Here is a 20,860-nt window from a genome sequence, read left to right on the forward strand (position 1 = left end):
GGCAACGCGAACGCGTTGACCAGCCGCCGCCGCAGCAATCACGTCTTCCATCGACTGCATCGGCGAATTTTTCGCTACGAGATACGCATTGCCCGGATTGATCGCGACCGTTGGGCCGACAACGTAATTATCAAAGATATCGTCATAACCGCGCACACCGTACAGATTTCCAAGATAGGATTGATCGTGGAAGATCATGATGGTGGTGCCACGCGAATCGCGTTGCAATGCCTTGAAAGCTTCGCTGGAGCCAACCGCATCAACTTTCACATTGATGTCGAGCTTTTTGGCGAGTGCTTCGGCGACGATCGCGCTGTTCTGATAGGTGTCGCCACCGGTTGATTTCGAGCCGATGACAAGGCGAATGTTGCTTGGCAGATCAGCAGCTGAAGCGAGAACAGGTGATGCAACCATGGCAGCGAAGCCAGCAGCAGCGGCGATGGATTTAAAGAGTCCGGTCATAAGATTTCCTCCCGAATGACGCGTTCCTGACGATGGGGGTGTCCCCAGTTTGTCCGCTTGGTGTGGTTCCCGAGCGAAAGGCTGTTGCTTGTTCTTATTGTTGTTTTGACTTGTAAAATTAAAAGCCATATGTATGCGCATACATATGTTGATACATCTTGTCTTAATTTGTGTCAATCGTTGAATATCTAGGATACTTGCATAATACATAGAGTGTACTTGCACATGTAATTTTAGATAACATCTTGTCTTTGTATACGCATACATAAAGCATCAGTGAAAAGTGTGGGCTCCTGCTTTTCGTGTGCCATGTGGAAGGCAGGGCAAAAGCCGAACGACGAGGCGGGTGCTATGTCCTGGGAGTATAAAAAGCTGCGGAGGATATTGGACGTGCGCGCTAGCTTCGTCCCGGATGATCTTCGTTCGTTTGGCCGTCGTTCGCGAGTGATGCGGGTGGGATTGATCCCCCGGTGCCTTTATCTTGATGGCCAGCCGGTGTTCCTGTTGACCGCACTGTGTCGTTGAGTGTCTGGACTTGCGAGGCTTTTGGTCGTTTGCCCAAATTTGTAAAGTTACCCGGCACTCATAAAGGTGATCGTAGGCAAGATCATTCAGAGCAATAAGATGCCGTTGGCCGCATCCTGTGCCTGTCAGGCTTATAGCGTCATCAGTTAAGTGATCTTAATAACCTAGAAGAAATTTGGATGTCGCTTGCGAATGTCATCAACCTTTGCAAGTGTGCCTGAGAGGTGCTCTCGCACAACAGATGCAGCGTCTTTGACGTTGCCGGTCTCGATCGCCTGAAGAATGCGGGTGTGGCAGCTGAAAATGGACGCCAATTTTCCGGGGTCAGGCAGGTTTAGGTTACGCAAGCGGTCTATATGTCCTGATCGTGCGTCAATCACGGTGTGGAGGTTTGCAACCCCGGCGGCTTCATATAGCGATAGATGAAAGGACCGATCAAGGCGTGAGAATGCATCGAGATCACCGGTTGTCATTGCCGCAGACTGTTGGGCAAGAATAGATCGGGTGTTGGATATTCGTGCCGGATCCGCGGCCTGTGCCAAATTCCTTGTGATTTCGAGTTCAATCGAAAGACGTAAGAACTGTGTTTCCAGCGCATGTTCGACATCAATACGTGACACTTCTGTTTTTGACTGGGGGAAGGTGTCTATCAGACCTTCCTCCTCCAGTTTTATCAAAGCGTCGCGTACGGGGGTTTGACTGACACCATACTCAGCGGCAATTTCATTGCGTGACAGGTACTGACCAGGAGCGAGTTGGAGTTGAATAATTCTATCTCGCAGGGATTCATGGAGCTGTGCGCTGGCTGATCCACGCTTTGCTTTGTGATTTATTCTCAAATGCTTACTGTTCGCGGGGCGCGCGTGCTGCGGATGGCTATTCATATGCTGCCTTCAAATCCAATCTAAAACCTATAGCATTTATATACATAAGTCTTGCGAGTAATGCACTAATATATTAGTGTTTTAATTCACCGGAGGGAAAACCCTTTGGATAATACTGGGAGGTTACATCTAATGAAGTTTGTTAAAACTGCTGTGATTGCGAGCTCTGTCTCGCTCTTTGCTGGCGCCGCAAGCGCGGAAACCTTGAATATTCAGACATCGTTCAACGCGGGTGACTTTTCCACGCAATTCATAACTGAGCAGTGGTTGCCCAAGATCGAAGAGCGCACGGATGGCCGAATCAGTATCGTTCTGACGCCAAACGGCTCGATCGTTCCAGCCAAAGAAACCCCCGAAGCTGTTGCTGCGGGGGTTATTGATGGGGACTTTACCTCGGTAAACTATTTTGCCGGTCTTGAGCCAGCGTACGCCATCATGGGTGATCTGATTTCTGGCTATGACACGCCAGAGCAGATGCTTGGTTTCTGTAAAGAAGGTGGCGGTGAAGCCATGATGCAGAAAGCTGCTGATGCTGTGACTGGCGGTGAGGTCAAAGTTATTGCATGTGGCCCTTATTCGCGTGAATCCCTCGCCGCAGGTACGCCGATCCGCACATTCGAAGATTTGCAGGGCAAGAAAATCCGATCCCCTGAAGGTCTGGCTGCGGCGGTATTTTCTGCTGCTGGGGCATCACCGGTTTCCATTCCCTTCTCCGAGGTTTTTGGTGCGCTTGAAAAGGGTATTGTTGATGCAGCTGATGCGTCGGCATATGTGAACAACGCTGCGACGGGCCTTCAGGATGTGGCGCCGTATCCGCTGTATCCGGGTATCCATTCAATGCCGTCCATGCAGTTCACGGTGAATGCGGAAAAATGGGCGGATATTTCGGCTGAGGATCAAACCACATTGCGTGACTGGTGGTATGACGCAATGTATGCAATGGCTGCGGAAGTTTCCAAGCTTGATGCCGAGTTGGCAGCGCGTGACGATGCCACCGACGATATCGAAGTGATCGACTGGGCGCAGGAAGATCGCGACAAGCTGCGTGTGGTTGCGCGCAAACAGTGGGAAGAATACGCCAAGAAATCCGACCTTGCTCAGGAAGCGCTGGACGCGAACATCGCTTACATGACCAAAATTGGTCTGTTCAAATAACCAAGCGATAATGCATGTGGGCCGCCCTTTTTATACCCTGATCGTAAAAGGGCGGTCCTTTTTTCTAAAATTTTCCTTGTCGGGGAAATGCAATGAAACTTCTTTTTGCCCGTTATGCCGATGCTATGGACACAGTCAGTGTCTTTGTCGGACAGGGCTGTTCCGTTCTGTTTTTTGCCTGTATTGCGGTATCGGCACTTGAGGTCGTTCTGCGTTACGGGTTTGACGCACCGACCTTGTGGTCGACCGAGCTTGTCATGGCGCTGTGTGCAAGCGCATGGGTCCTTTCTGTCGGTTATGTGACCGAACGTCACCGACATATCTCGATCACCATGCTCGAAATATTTGTGGGCGAGCGCATTTGGCGTGTTTTCCGTCTGATCCAGATGCTGGTTGCGACCGGTGCCATTCTGATCCTGTCCATGGCGCTTTATCATCCCGCGGCAAAGGTTCTCTCGCGGATAGAATACTCAGGTACGGCTATGAACTCTATGCAGCCGACTTACCTGAAGATCCTGCTGTTTGTAGGCAGCATCTTTTACATTTTACAGCTTTTGTCCAACGTCATTCGTTGGGTTCAGCGCACCGAAGGGGATGTAACCGGTGGGCATTGAGATAATTACACTTTTGATCGTTGTTTCGCTTCTGGCGCTGATGGCGCTGGGTGTGCCGCTTGGCATTACGACATTGACGGTCTCCCTTGCGACGGCACTTTTGTATTTTGGAGAGCGTGCAGGTTTCTTTATCGTTGCTGCAAATGTCAGTGAGGTACTGCATAAGTACGAACTGATTGCTGTGCCGTTTTTCGTCTTTATGGCGAATGTTCTGGAAAGGTCTGGCATTGCTCATTCAATGTTTGATTCCATGGCCATTCTGGGTGGGCGTTTTCGTGGGTCTGTTGGTGTTCAAACGACATTTGTTGCCGTGCTGCTTGCCGCTATGTCGGGGATTATGGGCGGCGAGATAGTCATGCTGGGCCTGATTGCCCTGCCGCAGATGCTGCGTCTTGGTTATGATCGTAAACTTGCCATCGGTATCATCTGTGCTGCCGGTGCATTGGCGACTTTGATCCCACCTTCGGTAGTTTTGATTGTCTATGGTCTGGCAGCACAGGTTTCGATTACCAAGCTGTTTGCTGCCTCTGCTATTCCGGGACTTATTCTGGCGTTACTTTATATCGCTTATATTCTGGTGCGTGTACGCCTGAAGCCTGAAATGGCACCGATCTATGATATTCCCGAAACAGGTCTACCGTTCTTCCAGCGCCTTAAGTTTCTTAAGGGGATTGCATTACCGGCCCTGCTGATCGGTACGGTTCTGGGGGTAATCTATTCCGGTATTGCGACGGTCACGGAGGCCGCAGCAATCGGTGCTGTCGGTGCGCTTGTGGTTGCTGCCGTGCGCAAGGAGTTGAACTGGGGTATGGCACGTGATGCGATGCGCCAGACCGTGATCACGGTCGGGTCTATCGTGTGGTTGGTGATTGGGGCGGTATCGCTAATCGGGATTTATAACCGGATCGGGGGTGGTGAATTCCTGCGTGGTATGCTGACTGCACTCGACATCGGTCCGATCTGGGTGATCGTCGTTATGATGCTGATTGTAATGGTTCTGGGTACTTTCCTTGAATGGATTGCGATCATTTTCATCACGGTTCCGATCTTTGCGCCTGTTGTGATTGATCTTGGATTTGATCCGGTTTGGTTCGGTGTTCTGTTCGCGATGAATATTCAGATGTATTACCTGTCACCGCCCTTTGGTCCAGCTTGTTTCTTCCTTAAATCGGTGGCTCCAAAAGATATTCAGTTGCAGGAAATATTCGTTGCGGTTCTGCCGTTTATCGCACTGCAGGCGGTGGGGCTGTTCCTTGTTCTGTTCAATCCGCAGCTTGCTCTTTGGCTGCCGTCATTATTTGACTGATGTGAAAGGATAAAACCATGTCTGATCAGGAATTGACCCGTCAGGATGAAAACCTATCTGTGCCCGAATTTGAAGGTGAAGAGCGTAAGGATGGCTATGATTTCGGCAGTTGGCCCGAGGTTTTTGGTCTGGTCTTCACGCTTATTGTGTCCTGGCTGATTTTGACGATTCGGGGATAAGATGATGCAACAGAAATCGCTGCGGGGGCTTTCGTGCTCATTGGTTCGCCTCGAAGTGTTTTTGTTCCATTCTTCTAGATCTATCTGGCACGTCAGGGGATTGCTCCAGACGTGCCATCAAAAACGCGACTGGTTCCTGTGTTTCGGTGGAATGGCTTAGCGGCTGGTTGCTACTCGGTATGACCAAGTGAGATGGACTTGTAAAATTTTTGACTGAGTGTCGGAGCGCAAGAACTTGTCACACAGACTGGAAAATTAATTTTCCAATACATTAAGGCGATTGAAATTCGTCTGTTATCTTGTTATTCAAGATGTAACTTATAATTACAAGTGGGCTAACCCAAGGAAGACGCCATGTCCGAGAAACATAAAAAAGCTGCAGAAGATCTTAGAAGTGCGCGCTGGTTTGCGCCCGATGATCTTCGTTCGTTTGGCCATCGTTCGCGTCTGATGCAGATGGGGCTTGATCCTGAGGATTGGACCGGGCGTCCGGTCATCGGGATCCTTAATACATGGTCGGAGCTTAATCCGTGCCATGCGCATTTCCGCGAACGTGCCGGTGATGTGAAAAAGGGCGTTCATCAGGCGGGTGGTTTCCCGGTTGAACTGCCATCAATCTCGGTTGATGAGTCGTTCACCAAACCAACCTCGATGCTGTATCGTAACTTGCTTGCGATGGAGACAGAAGAACAAATCCGGTCTCACCCGCTTGACGGTGTTGTCCTAATGGGTGGGTGTGACAAAACCACACCTGGTCTGGTGATGGGCGCGCTTTCGGCGGGTGTCCCAATGATCTATTTGCCTGCCGGTCCGATGTTGCGTGGCAATTATGCCGGTAAAATCCTTGGCTCGGGCTCGGATGCCTGGAAATATTGGGACGAACGGCGTGCCGGTAACATCAGTGACGAAGAATGGGTTGGGGTCGAAGGCGGCATTGCACGGTCATATGGTCACTGCATGACCATGGGAACCGCATCGACCATGACAGCCATTGCCGAGGCGATGGGGCTTTGCCTTCCGGGGGCATCATCCATTCCGGCACCGGATGCCGGTCATATCCGTATGTCGACCCAATGTGGTCGTCGTATTGTTGATATGGTCTGGGAAGATTTGACGCCGGAAAAAATTGTTACCCCGGCATCGGTCAAAAATTCCGCCGTTGTCGCGATGGCAACCGGCTGCTCGACCAACGCGGTTGTGCATATGCTGGCCATGGCGCGCCGTGCATCGATTGATCTGACACTCGATGATCTTGATGCGCTGGGTCGGACTACGCCCCTGATTGCCAACATTCGACCATCGGGCAAAGATGACTACCTGATGGAAGATTTCTATTACGCGGGTGGCTTGCGTGCGCTGATGGCGCAGCTTGGCGATAAGCTTGATACGTCGGTGACGACCGTGACAGGTAAAACCCTTGGTGAAACGCTTGAGGGGGCGGTTGTTTATAATGATGATGTCATTCGACCGTTGTCCAATCCAGTCTATCATCAGGGGTCGCTTGCGGTTTTGCGCGGCAATCTGTGCCCGGACGGGGCGGTGATCAAGCCTGCAGCCTGTGATGAGCGTTTCCGCAATCACGAAGGCCCGGCACTGGTGTTTGATAGCTATCCGGAAATGAAAAAGGCGGTTGATGACGAAAACCTTGATGTCACGCCCGATCACGTCATGGTTCTGCGCAATGCGGGTCCGCTTGGCGGGCCCGGTTTCCCCGAATGGGGCATGCTGCCCATTCCAAAAGCCCTGATCAAACAGGGGCATCGTGACATGCTGCGTATTTCTGATGCCCGGATGTCAGGAACGTCTTATGGGGCATGTGTGCTGCATGTGGCACCGGAATCCTATATTGGCGGTCCGCTGGCGTTGCTGAAAACCGGTGACATCGTGCGGCTTGATCTTGATAGCCGTCGTTTGGATATGCTGGTCGATGAAGAAGAAATCGAACGCCGTCGTGCTGCGTGGCAAAAACCCGAGCCGCGTTTCCAGCGTGGCTATGGCTATATGTTTGGCAAGCACGTGACACAGTCCAATGAAGGCTGTGATTTCGATTTCCTATCGCCGAAATTTGGCGAAACCGCCGGCGAGCCGGACATCTTCTAAACGCAAAAGACGCAAAGCGGGGGCTAGCTATGGCCCCCGCGAACCGCATCACTCAGGGATACAGTTCAATGGCACTTTCAAAAGCCGATCTGCGTGGCGTGCTGTCCGGGATTTCGGGCATTCTTGTTACGCCGTATGATGACAATGGCGACATCGCGCCAACCAAGCTCAAACCGATTATTGACCGTGCACTTGCTGCCGGGGTTCATTTTCCGGTGGTCAATGGAAATACTGGCGAGTTTTATGCGCTGACCACAGATGAAGCCATCACCATGGCAAAATCGGTTGCCGAGATGCTCGATGGCCGTGCGCCGATGCTCGCTGGTATCGGGCGCGGTGTGCGCGATGCCTGCGCCTTGGCCAAGGCATCGGCAGATGCCGGTGCAGAAGCCTTGATGATCCATCAGCCGCCTGATCCGTTCGTCGCACCACGCGGTGTTGTTGATTACATCAAACGTATTGCTGATGCGTCCGGCGGGTTGCCGATGATGCTGTATCTGCGCAACGATACGATTGGCACCAAGGCGATTGCTGACCTTTGCGCTGTCGAAGGTGTTGCGGGTGTGAAATGGGCGACGCCAAACGCCATGAAACTGGCTGATGCGATCAATGCATGTGATCCTGACATTGTGTGGGTTGGTGGTTTGGCCGAAACTTGGGCACCAGCGTTTTATGCGGTGGGCGCGCGTGGCTTTACATCGGGTCTGATCAATGTCTGGCCCGAACGGTCCATGGCGATCCACGCAGCCCTTGAGTGTGGTGACTATGCCAAGGCACGTCAGTTAATCGGTGAAATGAAGGCATTCGAAGACGTCCGTGCCGAAGAAATGAACGGTACGAACGTGACGGGTGTCAAGGCAGCGCTTAAACTGCTGGGTGATGATTGTGGCGCGACGCGTCCGCCATCTGCATGGCCGCTGACCGATGAACAGCACAAAAAACTGACCACGTTTATGCGTCAAAACAATCTTGTAAAATAAGGCGGCTCTGCCGCACCAAGGAGGCATCTATGTCCTATAAACTGACAGGCAAACATCTGATCGCGGGTGACTGGGTCGCAGGCGATGCAACGTTCCAGTCCGAACCGGCCCATGGCCCGGCCAACACATTCCCGGTTGGCACTCCGGCATTGGTCGATCAGGCCGCCAAGGCCGCCGAAGACGCGTTTTGGTCCTTTGCCTATTCCACCCGCGAAGACCGCGCAGAATTGCTTAACAAGATTGCTGATGAGATCGATGCACGCGGTGATGAAATTACCGAAATTGGCACGCAGGAGTCCGGGCTACCCGAAGCCCGCCTGAACGGCGAACGGGGCCGTACGGTTGGACAGCTTCGTCTGTTTGCCAGCCATATTCTTGATGGTGCGTATCTTGATCGTCGCCATGACGAAGCCCTTCCTGATCGCGCGCCCTTGCCACGCCCGGACCTGCGTTTGATGCAGCGTCCGATCGGTCCGGTGGCTGTGTTTGGTGCATCGAACTTCCCGTTGGCATTCTCTGTTGCTGGTGGCGATACCGCGTCGGCTCTGGCAGCGGGCTGCCCGGTCGTGGTCAAGGGGCATTCGGCCCATCCAGGCACAGGTGAAATCGTCGCTCAGGCGATTGATGCCGCGATCAAGGCATGTGGCGTTCATCCCGGTGTGTTCAGCCTTATTCAAGGCGGTAAACGCGATGTTGGCCAAAGCCTGGTGCAGCATCCGCTGATCAAGGCGGTTGGCTTTACCGGATCGCTTGGCGGTGGACGTGCACTGTTTGATCTGTGTGCAAGCCGTCCTGAGCCGATCCCGTTCTTTGGTGAGCTTGGCTCGGTCAATCCTATGTTTATGATGCCGGTTGCGATGAAAGAACGCGGCGAGGCGCTTGGCAAAGGCTGGGCAGGATCACTGACCATGGGGGCCGGGCAGTTCTGTACCAATCCGGGGATTGCTGTTGTGATTGACGGGTCGGATGCGGATGCGTTTGTCGATACGGCCAAGGCTGGTCTTTCCGAGGTTTCGGCCCAGACCATGCTGACCGATGGCATGGCGGATGCCTATCGCACCGGGGCAAAACGGATTGCTTCGACCAGCGGTGTCAAAGACGTTTTGACAACCTCATGTGATCTGCGCAATGCAACGCCGTATCTGTTTGAAACCACCGGTGAAAACTGGCTTTCAAATCATGAATTGGGCGAAGAAGTCTTTGGGCCGCTTGGTCTCGTTGTCCGGGTCAAGGACATGGAAGAAATGCGCACCATTGCCAAGGCGCTTGACGGTCAGTTGACTTGCACGCTGCATCTTGATGGTGGTGATGCAGGGGATGCCCGGTCGTTGATGCCGATTTTGGAACGTAAAGCTGGTCGTGTTCTGGCCAACGGGTTCCCGACCGGTGTGGAAGTTTCCGACACCATGGTGCACGGCGGGCCGTACCCGGCATCGACCAACTTTGGTGCGACGTCGGTTGGTACCATGGCCATTCGTCGGTTCCTGCGTCCGGTTTGCTATCAGAACATCCCGGCGGATGTTTTGCCTGATGATCTTGTCTGATTGTGTTTCCCAATGATATTGCCCGGCCGTGCGCGGTCGGGCACTCTACGGAGTAAAGAAGTATGAGTGATTATGTCCTGAGTGATGCAATCCGTAACAAGCTTAAACGGGTAAGCACCGCGTCGTTATGTACGGCCCTTTTTAAGCGCGGCATTCGCAATCAGTTCATCCAGAATGTACAGCAGGTTGCCCCTAAGAGTGAGAATATGGTTGGGCAGGCCTATACGCTGCGCTATATCCCCGCACGCGAAGATCGTAATCCGATTGAGGTGTTCCGGGATCCAAACCACCCGCAGCGCGTTGCCGTTGAGCAATGCCCGGAGGGACATGTTTTGGTGATGGACAGCCGCAAGGACGCGCGCGCGGCATCGGCGGGATCGATCCTTGTAACCCGTTTGATGAAGCGCGGCGTTGAGGGGATTGTGACTGATGGTGGTTTCCGGGATGCCGATGGCATCGGAAAACTTGCCATTCATGCATATCACTCGCGCCCATCGGCGCCGACCAACCTGACCCTGCATGAGGCCTATGACCTTAATGTGCCGATTGGGTGTGGCGATGCACCGGTGTTTCCCGGCGATGTTTTGGTTGGTGATAAAGACGGTGTTGTTGTTCTTCCGGCGCATCTTGCTGATGAGTTGGCCGAAGAATGTGCCGGTATGGAAAGCTTTGAGGACTTTGTTCTTGAAGAAGTTATGTCAGGCAAGCCGATCATTGGTCTTTATCCGGCAACCAAGGATGAAACCAAGGTCAACTTTGAAGCATGGCGCAAAAAGAACGGTCGCTAAGGCTTAATTGTACTGCCGGAAAAAATACAAAAGCCGCTCCAAAACGGGGCGGCTTTTTTGTGGTTTGGGCTCGACATCGCGTTGAGTGTTAGGTGTTGGTACCTGCCTTGAACATGTTTTCGTCATGACGCAGCAGGCTTTGACCAATTGCCCCTTGAAGGGCCAGATCCTTATCCCATGCCAGATGGACGATTTCCGGGCCGCGGTGCAATTCGGGGACTTGCGCGAGATGCAGTCCGCGTTGCAATTCCGGCGCCATCAGGTCATAGGCCCGTGCGCCTGACCCGGTGATGAAAATCCGTTTGGGACCAAACAAGGCAATCAGATTGGCAATGCCATATCCAAGAACCTTGCCGGCATGCCGAAACAGATCCGCAAGGTCTTCGTTGCCAGCCCGTGCACGGGCGACCAGATCCATCATTTGTTCTTCGCTGGGATGTAGGCTGTTGGCATCGGCCAAGTCAATCAGGCCAAGCGCATCGCGTAAAATGGCGTAATCACCTATATATGCCTCAAGACATCCGCGTCGCCCGCAATTACACAGCGGACCATCGGGCTGATACTTCATATGACCGAATTCGGCGGCGGTGCCAAAATGGCCGTTATAGACATTGCCATTTAACACCAGCCCCATGCCAATGCCATATCCCAGCATGATTACGGCAAAATCGCCACCGCCATGCAATGTGGTGTTCTGGGTGATGGCTGTGGCAATACAGTTGGCGTCATTGGACATTTGCACAACTCCACCATAGCGTTCGCTTAACGGTCGGGTAATGGCAATTTGACGATGACGCAGGGCAGGCGACCAGATGATTTCACCGCTGTTGCTATCGGTAACGCCTTGTACTGCGACGCTGATGCCGACTGGCGGGTGTGTGATGATGTCACTGTTATCTTTGATGAAGCTGTCAATCAGCGTGATCAGGGTGTCAATCAGTTGCCGGTCGGTTAAATCACGGGTTTTGATGCTGTGTTCGGTGTTGCGTTCGATTTCGCCTTTGAAATTGCCCAGTGCGATCTCGATCAGATTGATTGTCAGCTTGACGCCAATGACGCAGGCCGCACCGGGGACCAGATCAAGCAGCACCTTGGGGCGACCGCGTGTTGTGCCATGTGTGCCATTGGCGTTGGTCGTGCCATTACCATTAACCGCACCATGTGCTGTAGCCTGACTTTCCTGCACCAGCCCTTGTGTCATCAGATCGGCGGTCAACGACGTGACGGTTGCGGGGCTTAATCCCGTGGCCGTGCCTATATCAATGCGCGCGGCCGGGCCATGAATACGCAGATAGCGCAGGATGGCGATCTGGGATGGTTGACGCGGGGTATCGCTTTCGGTGCGACGGCTCATGCGGGGGGCCTGCTTTCAGGTGTCAGTGGCAAGACGGGGCGGATAAAACTGTCCGCACCCCGTCTTGCTGATATGGGCATTTTTTATCCCGTTTTGGCAAGGGGATAGAAAATCGCAAAGTGCCGCAGCAAATTGCCCAGCCTTAAAGCAAACCACGTGCGGCAAGGTTGGTCATAAGGGCGGTGATCCCGAACTGCCAAGGATTTATCACGTCCGAGCGATCCACCTGATTGACCAGTTTTCCAAGACTTGGCGTGGCAATGGTAACAAGGTCGCCCATCTCGTGGGTAAATCCTTTGCCCGCACCGCCTCGGTCATCTGTCGGGGCAAACATGGTGCCCAAAAACAGCATAAAGCCATCCGGGTACTGGTGATGTTTGCCAATCGCCTGTGACACAAGGCTTTCGGGGGATCGGCTGATCTGGCTCATTGAGCTTACCGCATCAAGGTGATAGCCATCCGGGCCATCGACAGCCATCGCAAGATCAGCACCTTTAACCGTTTCAAGGGTGAAGCTATCATTAAACAGGCGGATGAATGGCCCGATCGAGCACGACCCGTTGTTGTCCTTTGCCTTGCCCAGCAAAAGGGCAGATCGGCCTTCGACATCGCGCAGGTTGACGTCATTGCCAAGGCTGGCACCGACGATTTTTCCCTGTGATGTGACCGCCAGAACGACCTCGGGTTCCGGGTTGTTCCATGTTGAAATCGGATGCAGGCCAACATGCGCGCCATGACCAACGGCGGACATAGCAGGCGACTTGGTGAAGATTTCCGCATCCGGGCCAATGCCAACTTCGAGATACTGTGACCATGCGCCTTTTTCGATCAGGACCTTTTTGATATCGGCGGCTTTTTCCGATCCCGGTTCGATCTGTGACAGGTCATCGCCGATGATACCGGTGATTTCGGTGCGAATTTGATCGGACTTACTGGCATCCCCACGGGCCTGTTCTTCGATCACGCGTTCCAGCAGGCTGGCAACGAATGTGACACCACTCGCCTTGATCGCCTGCAAATCATTGGGGCTGAGGAGATGGGCAGTGTTTTTGTCAGCACCCGGTTTTGACTGTGCGAGAACATCTTCAAGGGCGCCAACGATGGGGAAGTTTGCCGGACGCGCCAGTTTGCCAACAAGATCGCCGATTTCAAGAAGCTGGCTGACGGTTGGGGCGATGCTGCTGATGTCGCGCAATTTATCGCCATCAACCAGTACCGGTGTTGGCCCGGAAACGCGCGGATCCCATATGCGTCCAATCAAAATGGCATGGTTGGCGTCATCTGGCAGAATGTCATTGAGGTTGGTTGGGAAGCCGTTGGTCATAAGAGTGTCTCGCTTGTCTGGGTGTTGGTCGCGTTGGTGGCGCCCGGTCCGGCCAAATGCAAAAGATGTTCGGGCATCTTGCCCAAAATGATCATGCCAAGAACATCATCATGGGTGACATCTTCTGTTCTGACACTGCCGACCAGTTTGCCGTTTTTCATCACATGAAGGCGATCAGAGAGATCAAATACATCATGAAGGTCGTGACTTATCAATAGAATACCAAGCCCGTCATGTTTGAGCTTGTTAATCAGTTCGCAGACCATTTTGGTTTCATGTACCCCAAGTGCGGCGCATGGCTCATCCATGATCAGGACACGTGCTTCAAACAAAAGCGCGCGTGCAATGGCCACCGATTGGCGCTGCCCGCCCGACAAGGCAGACACCGGGGATGTGAATTTCTTGAAGTTCGGGTTCAGGCGGTGCAGGACTTCACGCGCCTTATGTTCCATGGCGGCATCATCAAGGAAACCAAACTTGTCGACAAATTCGCGCCCCAAAAACAGGTTCTGCGTAGCATCAAGGTTATCGGCAAGGGCAAGGTTCTGATAGATCGTCTCGATGTTATTGTCACGTGCATCACGCGCATTTTCAATTTTGGCTTCCTTGCCGTCGACGACGATTTGCCCGGTATCAGCCTGATAGGCCCCTGACAGGATTTTGATCAGGGTCGACTTGCCTGCCCCATTATGGCCAAGTACCCCGACGACCTCGCCGGGATAAAGGTCGATGGAAACGCCATCCACCGCCTTGACCCCGCCAAAGCTGACATGGATGTCGCGCATTTCGACCAGCGGATTTTTATCAGTATTGGTATTATTCATGTCTGGCATATCCGGTCTCCTTACGCGGTCGGGTCGCTATAGCGACGGTGGAAATACTTGTCGCTAAAGACAGCCAGAACAAGAACCAGCCCGATCACGATACTTTGTAGCGACGTATCAACACCCAAAAGCGCCATACCGCTTTGCAGGCTTTGCATTACAAGTGCGCCGATGAGGGCCCCGTAAATCGTACCGACACCCCCGGCAAGCGACGTGCCGCCGATGACAACGGCAGCAATCACACGCAGCTCATCAAGCGTGCCAAGGTCATTGCCAGCTGATTGCAGGCGGGCCGATGATATCGCGGCACTGATGGCGCACAAAACCCCCATCAGGGCAAACACGGCAACGGTCATGCGTTTGACATTGATGCCCGCCAGTTCGGCTGCCTGCGGATTGCCGCCAATCGCGAAGATATACCGTCCAAAACGGGTGCGCTTGACAACAACTGTCAGGACAATCGCAACCAGGGCAACGATCAGAAGCGGAATAGCAATGCCGTGCGAGATTTCGATATTTTCCGGGGTCACCGGGATGCCCTTGTTCTCAAGAATGCGCTCGGCAGCACGGGTCGGCAGGTGATAGGCGTTTAAGGTCGTGATAACGGCTAAAACCAGTCCGGCCTTGACGATGGTATTGGTGTATTCTGCCCAAATCGGCTTGACCGGAAAATCAAAAGCTAGGCGGCGGCGACGGTCCATGATGGCGACATATATGATGGCCGCAATGGCAACCGCAGCAACGATCCAGCTCCATGTTGCGCCAATCGTGCCTTCGATCCCGCCGCCCAGTAAAATGAAATTCTGATCAAGCGGGGCAACGGTACGCCCTTGCGTAACCCACCATGCTGACCCACGCCAGACCAGAAGTCCGCCAAGGGTAACAATAAAGGCAGGTACGCCGAGATAGCCAACAGCAAGTCCCTGTATCCCACCGATGGCAGCGCCAACCGCAATGCCGATCAAAAGGGTAAGGGCCCACGTCATCGGGTGATTGTAATCAAGGAATTGCGGGAGAAAATCGGTTTGAACAACACCCATGATCATCGCCAGAACGCCAAGGATCGCCCCAACGGAAAGGTCGATATGGCGGGTGACGATAATCAGAACCATGCCGCAGGCCATAACAGCCACAGAGGCCGTCTGAACTGATAGGTTAAAGATATTACGCGGGGTGATAAAGCGCCCGCCCGATGCGATATCAAAACCGACCCATATGATCAGCAGGACGAAAGCCAGACCGATCAGTCGGCGGTCGACTTCCATTTTCGAAAGCAGTCGTGACATGAAAAAGCTCGTAAAGCAGCGGGGCCGACGTGCTGTATTCTGCGCATGGATACAGCTGTCGGCCCCGGGTTAAGCAAGGTCGGAGGAAACTGGCTGCCTTAGTTGCAGGCAGCTACCTTGCCGCTCGAAACGCCTTGGCAAACGACGTCTTTTGAAACCCAGCCAGCATCAATCACGAGATCAAGTTTGTTCTGGGTAATCGCAACCGGATCCAGGAAATAGGATTTCATGGTAACACCGTTCGGGCTTTCCCAGTCGGCTGTGCCGTCAACATCACCAAGTTTGGTACCACCTGCCAGTTCAACAGCGATTTCAGCCGCGCGCTTGCCAAGAAGGCGGGCATCTTTCCAAACCGAAACCGTCTGGGTGCCAAGAGCAACGCGGTTCAGTGCGGCATGATCGCCATCCTGACCGGAAACCGGGATGCCCTGCATGCCCTGTGCAGAAAGTGCTGCGACAACGCCACCGGCAGTGCCATCGTTAGAAGCAACAACCGCATCAACCTTGTTGTCGGCCGCGGTTAGGAACTGTTCCATGTTGCGCTGTGCAATTGTTGGCTGCCAGCTATCGGTATAGGCTTCGCCAACAACCTTGATATCACCTGAATCTATCGCAGCCTGAAGAACTTCAAGCTGTCCTTCATGGAGAAGATTGGCATTCGGGTCGGTCGGTGCGCCTTTGATAAAGACGTAGTTGCCTTTTGGTTGCTCGGCAAAGACGGCTTCGGCCTGAAGGCGACCGACTTCCTTATTGTTGAACGTAATATAATAAGCGCTCGCGTCTTCGATCAGTCGGTCATAGCCAACCACCGGAATGCCTTCGTTCGTTGCCTTCGTTACTGCCGGGCCGATTGAAGACGAGTCTTGGGCCAGAACGATCAGTGCATTCGCACCGCGTGCGATCAGGCTTTCGATATCTGAAAGCTGCTTGGACGGAGAGCTTTGCGCATCGGCACTGATATATTCAGCGCCAGCTGCTTCGAGGGCTGCTTTAATGGCAGCTTCGTCAGTTTTCCAGCGTTCTTCTTGGAAGTTTGACCAGCTAACGCCAACGGTGAGGTCGGCGGCAAAGGCATTTGCCGACATCAATACGGTTCCGGCCAGCATGGCCGTCGAAAGGAGTTTTTTCATCTGTTTCTTCCCTGAATGAGTGTGTCTTTAGGTGACATTTATTTTTGTTGTCGAAAAAATGTTGACGTGAAGAGGTCGCCCTGTCAAATTTTTTTTAGTTATCAAATTAAAAAATATGCTAGTGCCGCAATATATGCCCTAAATTTCTGCATCTTTAGTATAAATCGGGGATTTTGGTAGGTTGCAGTGCAGCATTTAATTTGGGAGCCTAAAATAAAATGAAAAAATGGCAGGGAACGTTATGACAGCGAAATATCACGACATTGATGGCAAGTCGGTTCTTGTGACCGGCGGGGCATCGGGGATTGGTGCATCAATCGTGCGGGCTTTCTGTGCCCAGGGTGCACATGTCGGGTTTATCGACATTGACGATGACGCTGCCCAGAAACTGATTGACTCGATCCGCGAAGATCACGGTGTTGCGCCGGTCTATAAATCACTTGATTTGCGTGATCAGGCGGCAATTCCCGGCGCTGTGCGCGAACTTTCCGCTGCCATCGGGCCTGTTGATGTTCTGGTTAATAATGCCGCACGCGATGATCGCCATCGCCCCGAAGACATTGGGCCAGAGCAATGGCGTGACGGGCTTGATGTTAATTTGAATCATCAGTTTTTCTGTGCCCGTGCTGTGGCGCAAGGCATGCGCGAAAAGGGTGGCGGCAGCATTATTAATTTCAGCTCTGTAAGTTATTTAATGGGACTACCCGATCTGGTGACCTATGAAACGGCAAAGGCTGGCATTATTGGCATGACCCGGGCACTGGCCCGCGACTGGGGGGCGGATGGGATTCGGGTCAATACGGTTATTCCGGGCTGCATCATAACCCAAAGGCAACTTGATCTCTGGATAACGCCCGCCGACGAAGAACGCATTCAGGAGCAACAGTGTGTGAAACGTCGTCTTGTCGGTGATGATGTTGCGCAGATGGTTTTGTTTTTGGCGTCTGACGTTTCATCGGCCTGTTCTTCGCAAAGCTTTATTGTCGATGGCGGTCTTGTCTGATCCGCGATAATCTGACAGCTATACACGCCAACGTTCCGCATTCTTGCCCCGATTGAGATAGACCCACCATGTCACCGACCAATCTGCCTGCCCAGCCCGTCATTATTGACGAAAAAGCCAACCCGTACCGTGATTGTATTCAGGGGTTAGCCAATCAACCGATCACAGTGGTCAGTCTTTTGCGCAGTGCGGTAAATGAAAATCCGACGGTTGCGCGCGATCGGGATTTTTCCGTTCCTGAAATAAAGGATGTGGTTGGTCGTCTGGTGGAAAACCGTCCGCGTATTGCGATCATTGCCGGTGCGCCCGATCATCCTGCCCACCTTCTGGATCGGCCACAGGCGTTGATGGCGGCCATCCGGATCTGGGAAATGGGCGGGGTGCCGTTCCTGTTTCATGTGCCGGTGATTTGTGATGGCACAGCGCAAAACAATATCGGGCAAAGCTATTCACTGGCATCACGCAATCATACGGCTGCCGCAGTAAACATCACCTTTGAAGGTCATAGCTATCACGCGGCCTATGTCATTGCCGGTTGCGATAAATCGCCGGCTGCTGTGGTGGCGGGGCTGGCATCAGCAGATCATGCGCGCGCCTATCGTGGCGATCAGGCCCCGGTCTGGGCAGTGTTTGCACCATCACACGTTCTAAAGGGCGGCGAAATCCCCGATGGGACGCGCAGGTTGCTTGATAAAATTGCATCGGATGCGGATCATGCAGGGCATGATGACTTGGGCGGGGATATCCGCGAAAACATGCGCTATATCCTGCAATGCACGTCCGATGAGGCCTTCGCCGGATTGCTCGAACGGGCACGTTTGCTTGGATTGATTGACGGGGCGATGGAACGGCGCGTCTTGGATGAGCTGGCAACTGCGACCTGTGATTCCAAGGGCGGTATTTGTGCCTTTAATGGCACGGGGAATTCATCGCGCACCATGCTGGCGGCCTTTGGTCTGACGCCGCCGGAACTGGAATTGCTAACCGATGTGCCGCCTTTTGCGGCGGTCGCGGCCGGAGTGGATGCGCTGTTTGGCGTCTTTAATAAACCGGAATATGCGATTGGCAATTTGCTTAAGGCCAATTTTGCCAATTTCGTGCGTGTTCATAATGCCACCGGGTCCAGCAGTAATATGCTGCTGCATTTGCCGTTCATGATGCGCTATGCCGGATTTGATGTCTCGATTGACGATTATCAGGATGTCCGAACCAAAACCCCGGTGCCGGAAATCTTCGCTCATAGCTTAACCGAAAATCGCGATACGTTCGTTTTGGCTCAGCAAATGGCCGAAGGCAAAAATCGCGGCATGGAAAGCATTTATCGCATTCTCAGTGATCTTGGCGTGGCGATGGACCTTGATGCGCCGACGGTTCTTGGCAAGACATGGGGGCAGCGCATTGCCGGACTGGATAATCCGGTCGATGTTACCCTTGGTGATGCATCGGTGATTCGGGCAACGCCGGTCAGGCAGCGATCCGGCGTTGATGTCATCACCGGCAGTTTCTTTGAAAACTGCGCGGTCAAAACATCGGGTATGAGTGACCGGCTGTTATCGCATTTCGATGATCATGTTTTCATCGTGCGCTATTACGAAAATGAACATGTTTGTAATGGTGATTTTGCATCACCCGATCTGGTCACCCGCCTGATGGAAACCGATGGTGTCAGCGAAGAACTGATTGCCGCTGTTGTCCGCCGCAATGGTGGCAACCGTGTTGATATGGATGCCCCCAAGGACATGTTTGAACAAGGGCATCTTTCCTTTGCCTTTGTCATTGGCGGGCAGGGGCCAGAAGCCTATGGCATGCCGGAAATGTTTTCACCGTCACAGAACCTGCGCCATCACCGCATTCTTGAAGCATCCTCGATGCTGATTACCGATGGGCGCTATTCCGGTGTGACCAAGGGGGCCTGTATTGGGCATATGGTCCCCGAAGCCTTCGCGGGCGGTGGAATTGGCTATTTATGTGACGGCGATGTTTTGCGTCTTAATCTGACGTCGCTGACCCTTGATTGGCTTGATCCAAAGGCCTTTATTGAAGGGCGCGAATTGCCAGCCGATCCTAAACTTCAGGCTGATCGGGCTCAAATGTTTGACGCGCGATTTAAACGTATGGAATCCCGTCAGTGCGATATTGCTGCGAGTAATGTGCTCGACGGTATTGGAAACGCCGCGCGTGGGATTGTTCCACCTGCTGTCGACCGGCGGGCTGTTAAAGACTGGCGTTGATCGGCTAACAACATCAGGCTCGGAATCCAAACATGAAAAAGCCCCGGTCTTTAGAAGGCCGGGGCTTTTTTTTGAGTTATCCCATCCGCTCGGATGCGTAGCTTCCCGGGCTTGGCGGGAAGACGATGGTGCGATTGCCGTTGATGAAGGATCGATGGTGGATGTGGGCGTGGACCGCACGGGCCAGCACCTGACTTTCAACGTCACGTCCGATGGATACGTAGTCGGCAGAGTTTTGAGCGTGGGTGATGCGGGCAAGGTCCTGTTCAATGATCGGGCCTTCGTCGAGGTCCGCGGTCACGTAATGGGCGGTGGCCCCGATCAGTTTTACACCACGTTCATAGGCCTGACGATATGGGTTCGCACCCTTAAAGCTTGGCAGGAATGAATGGTGGATATTGATGATCCGGCCACTCATTTTCTTGCAAAGATTATCGGAAAGAACCTGCATGTAGCGGGCAAGAACTATCAGTTCGACGTCGCTATCGGCAACCAGATCAAGAAGCTTCTTTTCGGCTTCGGGCTTGTTGTCCTTGGTCACCGGGATGTGGTGGAACGGAATGTCGTGGTTGACGATGACCTTTTGGTAATCGAAATGGTTCGACACCACGCCGACAATATCAATTGGCAAGGCACCGATTTTCCAGCGATACAAAAGATCGTTCAGACAATGACCAAAACGCGACACCATCAGAAGAACACGCATCTTGTGGTCGCTGTCGTGGAACTGATAGTTCATGCCAAGTTTGGTCGCCGCACCATCAAAGCCACGTGACAGGGTTTCCTGATCAACACCTTCTTCGCTGACGAAGGCGACCCGCATAAAGAACAGACCGGTTTCCATATCGTCGAACTGGGAACTGTCGGTGATGTTACAGCCATGTTCAGCCAAATAGGCGGAAATAGCGGCAACGATCCCGCGTTGGGAGTCACAGGTTACTGTCAGAACGTAGCTTTTCATCTCGTTCGGCCTTCAATTAAACAGTTATTAAAATTGCCCGACCCGGTCCATCGGGGAATGTCGCAGGGGCGGGCAGAAGCATTAAATATCAAGTGTATTTTCGCGTTCCCAGAGCGAGAAATGCGAAACATATGAATTCCACTCTTTCTGCTTGAGGTACGCTTTTGAAACATGATGCTCCGAAGTTCGCCGCAACGTCCAACAAATGGC

At 53.0% G+C, this 20,860-nt stretch carries 17 protein-coding genes and 1 pseudogene; 10 read left to right on the plus strand and 8 right to left on the minus strand.

Features of this window, described 5'->3' with window-relative positions; genetic code table 11:
• Both AMM48_RS03785 and AMM48_RS03790 read right to left on the minus strand, forming a co-directional pair.
• Nucleotides 1-462: pseudogene (locus AMM48_RS03785) on the minus strand (hypothetical protein); the annotation flags it as partial.
• Nucleotides 463-1,151: 689 nt separating this feature from the next.
• Nucleotides 1,152-1,871 carry a GntR family transcriptional regulator gene (locus tag AMM48_RS03790; protein WP_102782991.1) on the minus strand — a complete coding sequence of 240 codons (720 nt, stop codon included), beginning with the start codon at nucleotides 1,869-1,871 and terminating at the stop codon, nucleotides 1,152-1,154.
• Between the two features lie 132 nt (nucleotides 1,872-2,003).
• Between AMM48_RS03790 and dctP the strand changes: the two genes are divergently transcribed.
• The 8 genes from dctP to AMM48_RS03825 all read left to right on the plus strand — a co-directional run bounded on the left by dctP (nucleotide 2,004) and on the right by AMM48_RS03825 (nucleotide 10,537).
• The gene (dctP, locus tag AMM48_RS03795) at nucleotides 2,004-3,026 is read left to right on the plus strand and encodes a TRAP transporter substrate-binding protein DctP (RefSeq protein WP_102782992.1); all 1,023 of its coding nucleotides are present in this window, start codon (nucleotides 2,004-2,006) and stop codon (nucleotides 3,024-3,026) included.
• A gap of 92 nt (nucleotides 3,027-3,118) precedes the next feature.
• A complete protein-coding gene (locus tag AMM48_RS03800) occupies nucleotides 3,119-3,640 on the plus strand; it encodes a TRAP transporter small permease (RefSeq protein WP_102782993.1) in 522 nt (173 codons plus the stop codon).
• Complete coding sequence (locus tag AMM48_RS03805; protein WP_102782994.1) at nucleotides 3,630-4,946, plus strand: TRAP transporter large permease subunit; 1,317 nt, start codon at nucleotides 3,630-3,632, stop codon at nucleotides 4,944-4,946. The genes AMM48_RS03800 and AMM48_RS03805 overlap by 11 nt, the downstream gene beginning before the upstream one ends.
• A gap of 17 nt (nucleotides 4,947-4,963) precedes the next feature.
• Entirely contained in the window at nucleotides 4,964-5,125 is a 162-nt protein-coding gene (locus tag AMM48_RS22265; RefSeq protein WP_181951544.1) for a hypothetical protein, read from the plus strand.
• A 354-nt stretch (nucleotides 5,126-5,479) separates the two neighbouring features.
• Nucleotides 5,480-7,225 (plus strand): L-arabinonate dehydratase, encoded by a 1,746-nt coding sequence (gene araD / locus AMM48_RS03810; RefSeq protein WP_022733342.1) that lies wholly within the window; start codon nucleotides 5,480-5,482, stop codon nucleotides 7,223-7,225.
• A gap of 68 nt (nucleotides 7,226-7,293) precedes the next feature.
• Nucleotides 7,294-8,205, plus strand: a complete 912-nt coding sequence (locus AMM48_RS03815) for a dihydrodipicolinate synthase family protein (protein ID WP_102782995.1) — start codon at nucleotides 7,294-7,296, stop codon at nucleotides 8,203-8,205.
• 29 nt (nucleotides 8,206-8,234) lie between these two features.
• Complete coding sequence (locus AMM48_RS03820; RefSeq protein WP_102782996.1) at nucleotides 8,235-9,749, plus strand: aldehyde dehydrogenase (NADP(+)); 1,515 nt, start codon at nucleotides 8,235-8,237, stop codon at nucleotides 9,747-9,749.
• A 62-nt stretch (nucleotides 9,750-9,811) separates the two neighbouring features.
• A complete protein-coding gene (locus AMM48_RS03825) occupies nucleotides 9,812-10,537 on the plus strand; it encodes a ribonuclease activity regulator RraA (RefSeq protein ID WP_022733339.1) in 726 nt (241 codons plus the stop codon).
• A gap of 88 nt (nucleotides 10,538-10,625) precedes the next feature.
• Here the strand turns inward: AMM48_RS03825 and AMM48_RS03830 are convergent, their stop codons facing one another.
• The 5 genes from AMM48_RS03830 to xylF form a co-directional block, all read right to left on the minus strand.
• Nucleotides 10,626-11,891 carry an ROK family transcriptional regulator gene (locus AMM48_RS03830; RefSeq protein ID WP_102782997.1) on the minus strand — a complete coding sequence of 422 codons (1,266 nt, stop codon included), beginning with the start codon at nucleotides 11,889-11,891 and terminating at the stop codon, nucleotides 10,626-10,628.
• A gap of 142 nt (nucleotides 11,892-12,033) precedes the next feature.
• Nucleotides 12,034-13,215 carry a fumarylacetoacetate hydrolase family protein gene (locus tag AMM48_RS03835; protein WP_102782998.1) on the minus strand — a complete coding sequence of 394 codons (1,182 nt, stop codon included), beginning with the start codon at nucleotides 13,213-13,215 and terminating at the stop codon, nucleotides 12,034-12,036.
• Nucleotides 13,212-14,039, minus strand: a complete 828-nt coding sequence (locus AMM48_RS03840; RefSeq protein WP_102783118.1) for an ATP-binding cassette domain-containing protein — start codon at nucleotides 14,037-14,039, stop codon at nucleotides 13,212-13,214. Before AMM48_RS03840 ends, AMM48_RS03835 begins: the two co-directional genes overlap by 4 nt.
• Nucleotides 14,040-14,059: 20 nt before the next feature.
• Complete coding sequence (locus AMM48_RS03845; RefSeq protein WP_181951545.1) at nucleotides 14,060-15,325, minus strand: sugar ABC transporter permease; 1,266 nt, start codon at nucleotides 15,323-15,325, stop codon at nucleotides 14,060-14,062.
• Nucleotides 15,326-15,423: 98 nt separating this feature from the next.
• Entirely contained in the window at nucleotides 15,424-16,455 is a 1,032-nt protein-coding gene (gene xylF / locus AMM48_RS03850; RefSeq protein WP_022733334.1) for a D-xylose ABC transporter substrate-binding protein, read from the minus strand.
• Nucleotides 16,456-16,696: 241 nt separating this feature from the next.
• On the opposite strand from xylF, the gene AMM48_RS03855 reads away from it, so the two are divergent.
• Nucleotides 16,697-17,458: an SDR family oxidoreductase gene (locus AMM48_RS03855; RefSeq protein WP_101304121.1), complete on the plus strand. Its 762-nt coding sequence runs from the start codon at nucleotides 16,697-16,699 to the stop codon at nucleotides 17,456-17,458.
• A gap of 68 nt (nucleotides 17,459-17,526) precedes the next feature.
• On the plus strand, nucleotides 17,527-19,689 hold the full coding sequence (locus AMM48_RS03860; RefSeq protein ID WP_102782999.1) for a dihydroxy-acid dehydratase: 2,163 nt from the start codon (nucleotides 17,527-17,529) through the stop codon (nucleotides 19,687-19,689).
• A 76-nt stretch (nucleotides 19,690-19,765) separates the two neighbouring features.
• Here AMM48_RS03860 and purU read toward each other — a convergent pair whose 3' ends face one another.
• Nucleotides 19,766-20,650, minus strand: a complete 885-nt coding sequence (purU, locus tag AMM48_RS03865) for a formyltetrahydrofolate deformylase (RefSeq protein WP_022733331.1) — start codon at nucleotides 20,648-20,650, stop codon at nucleotides 19,766-19,768.
• Nucleotides 20,651-20,860: the final 210 nt, after the last annotated feature.

This window comes from Thalassospira sp. GB04J01 (assembly GCF_000751115.1).
Lineage (GTDB): Bacteria > Pseudomonadota > Alphaproteobacteria > Rhodospirillales > Thalassospiraceae > Thalassospira > Thalassospira lucentensis.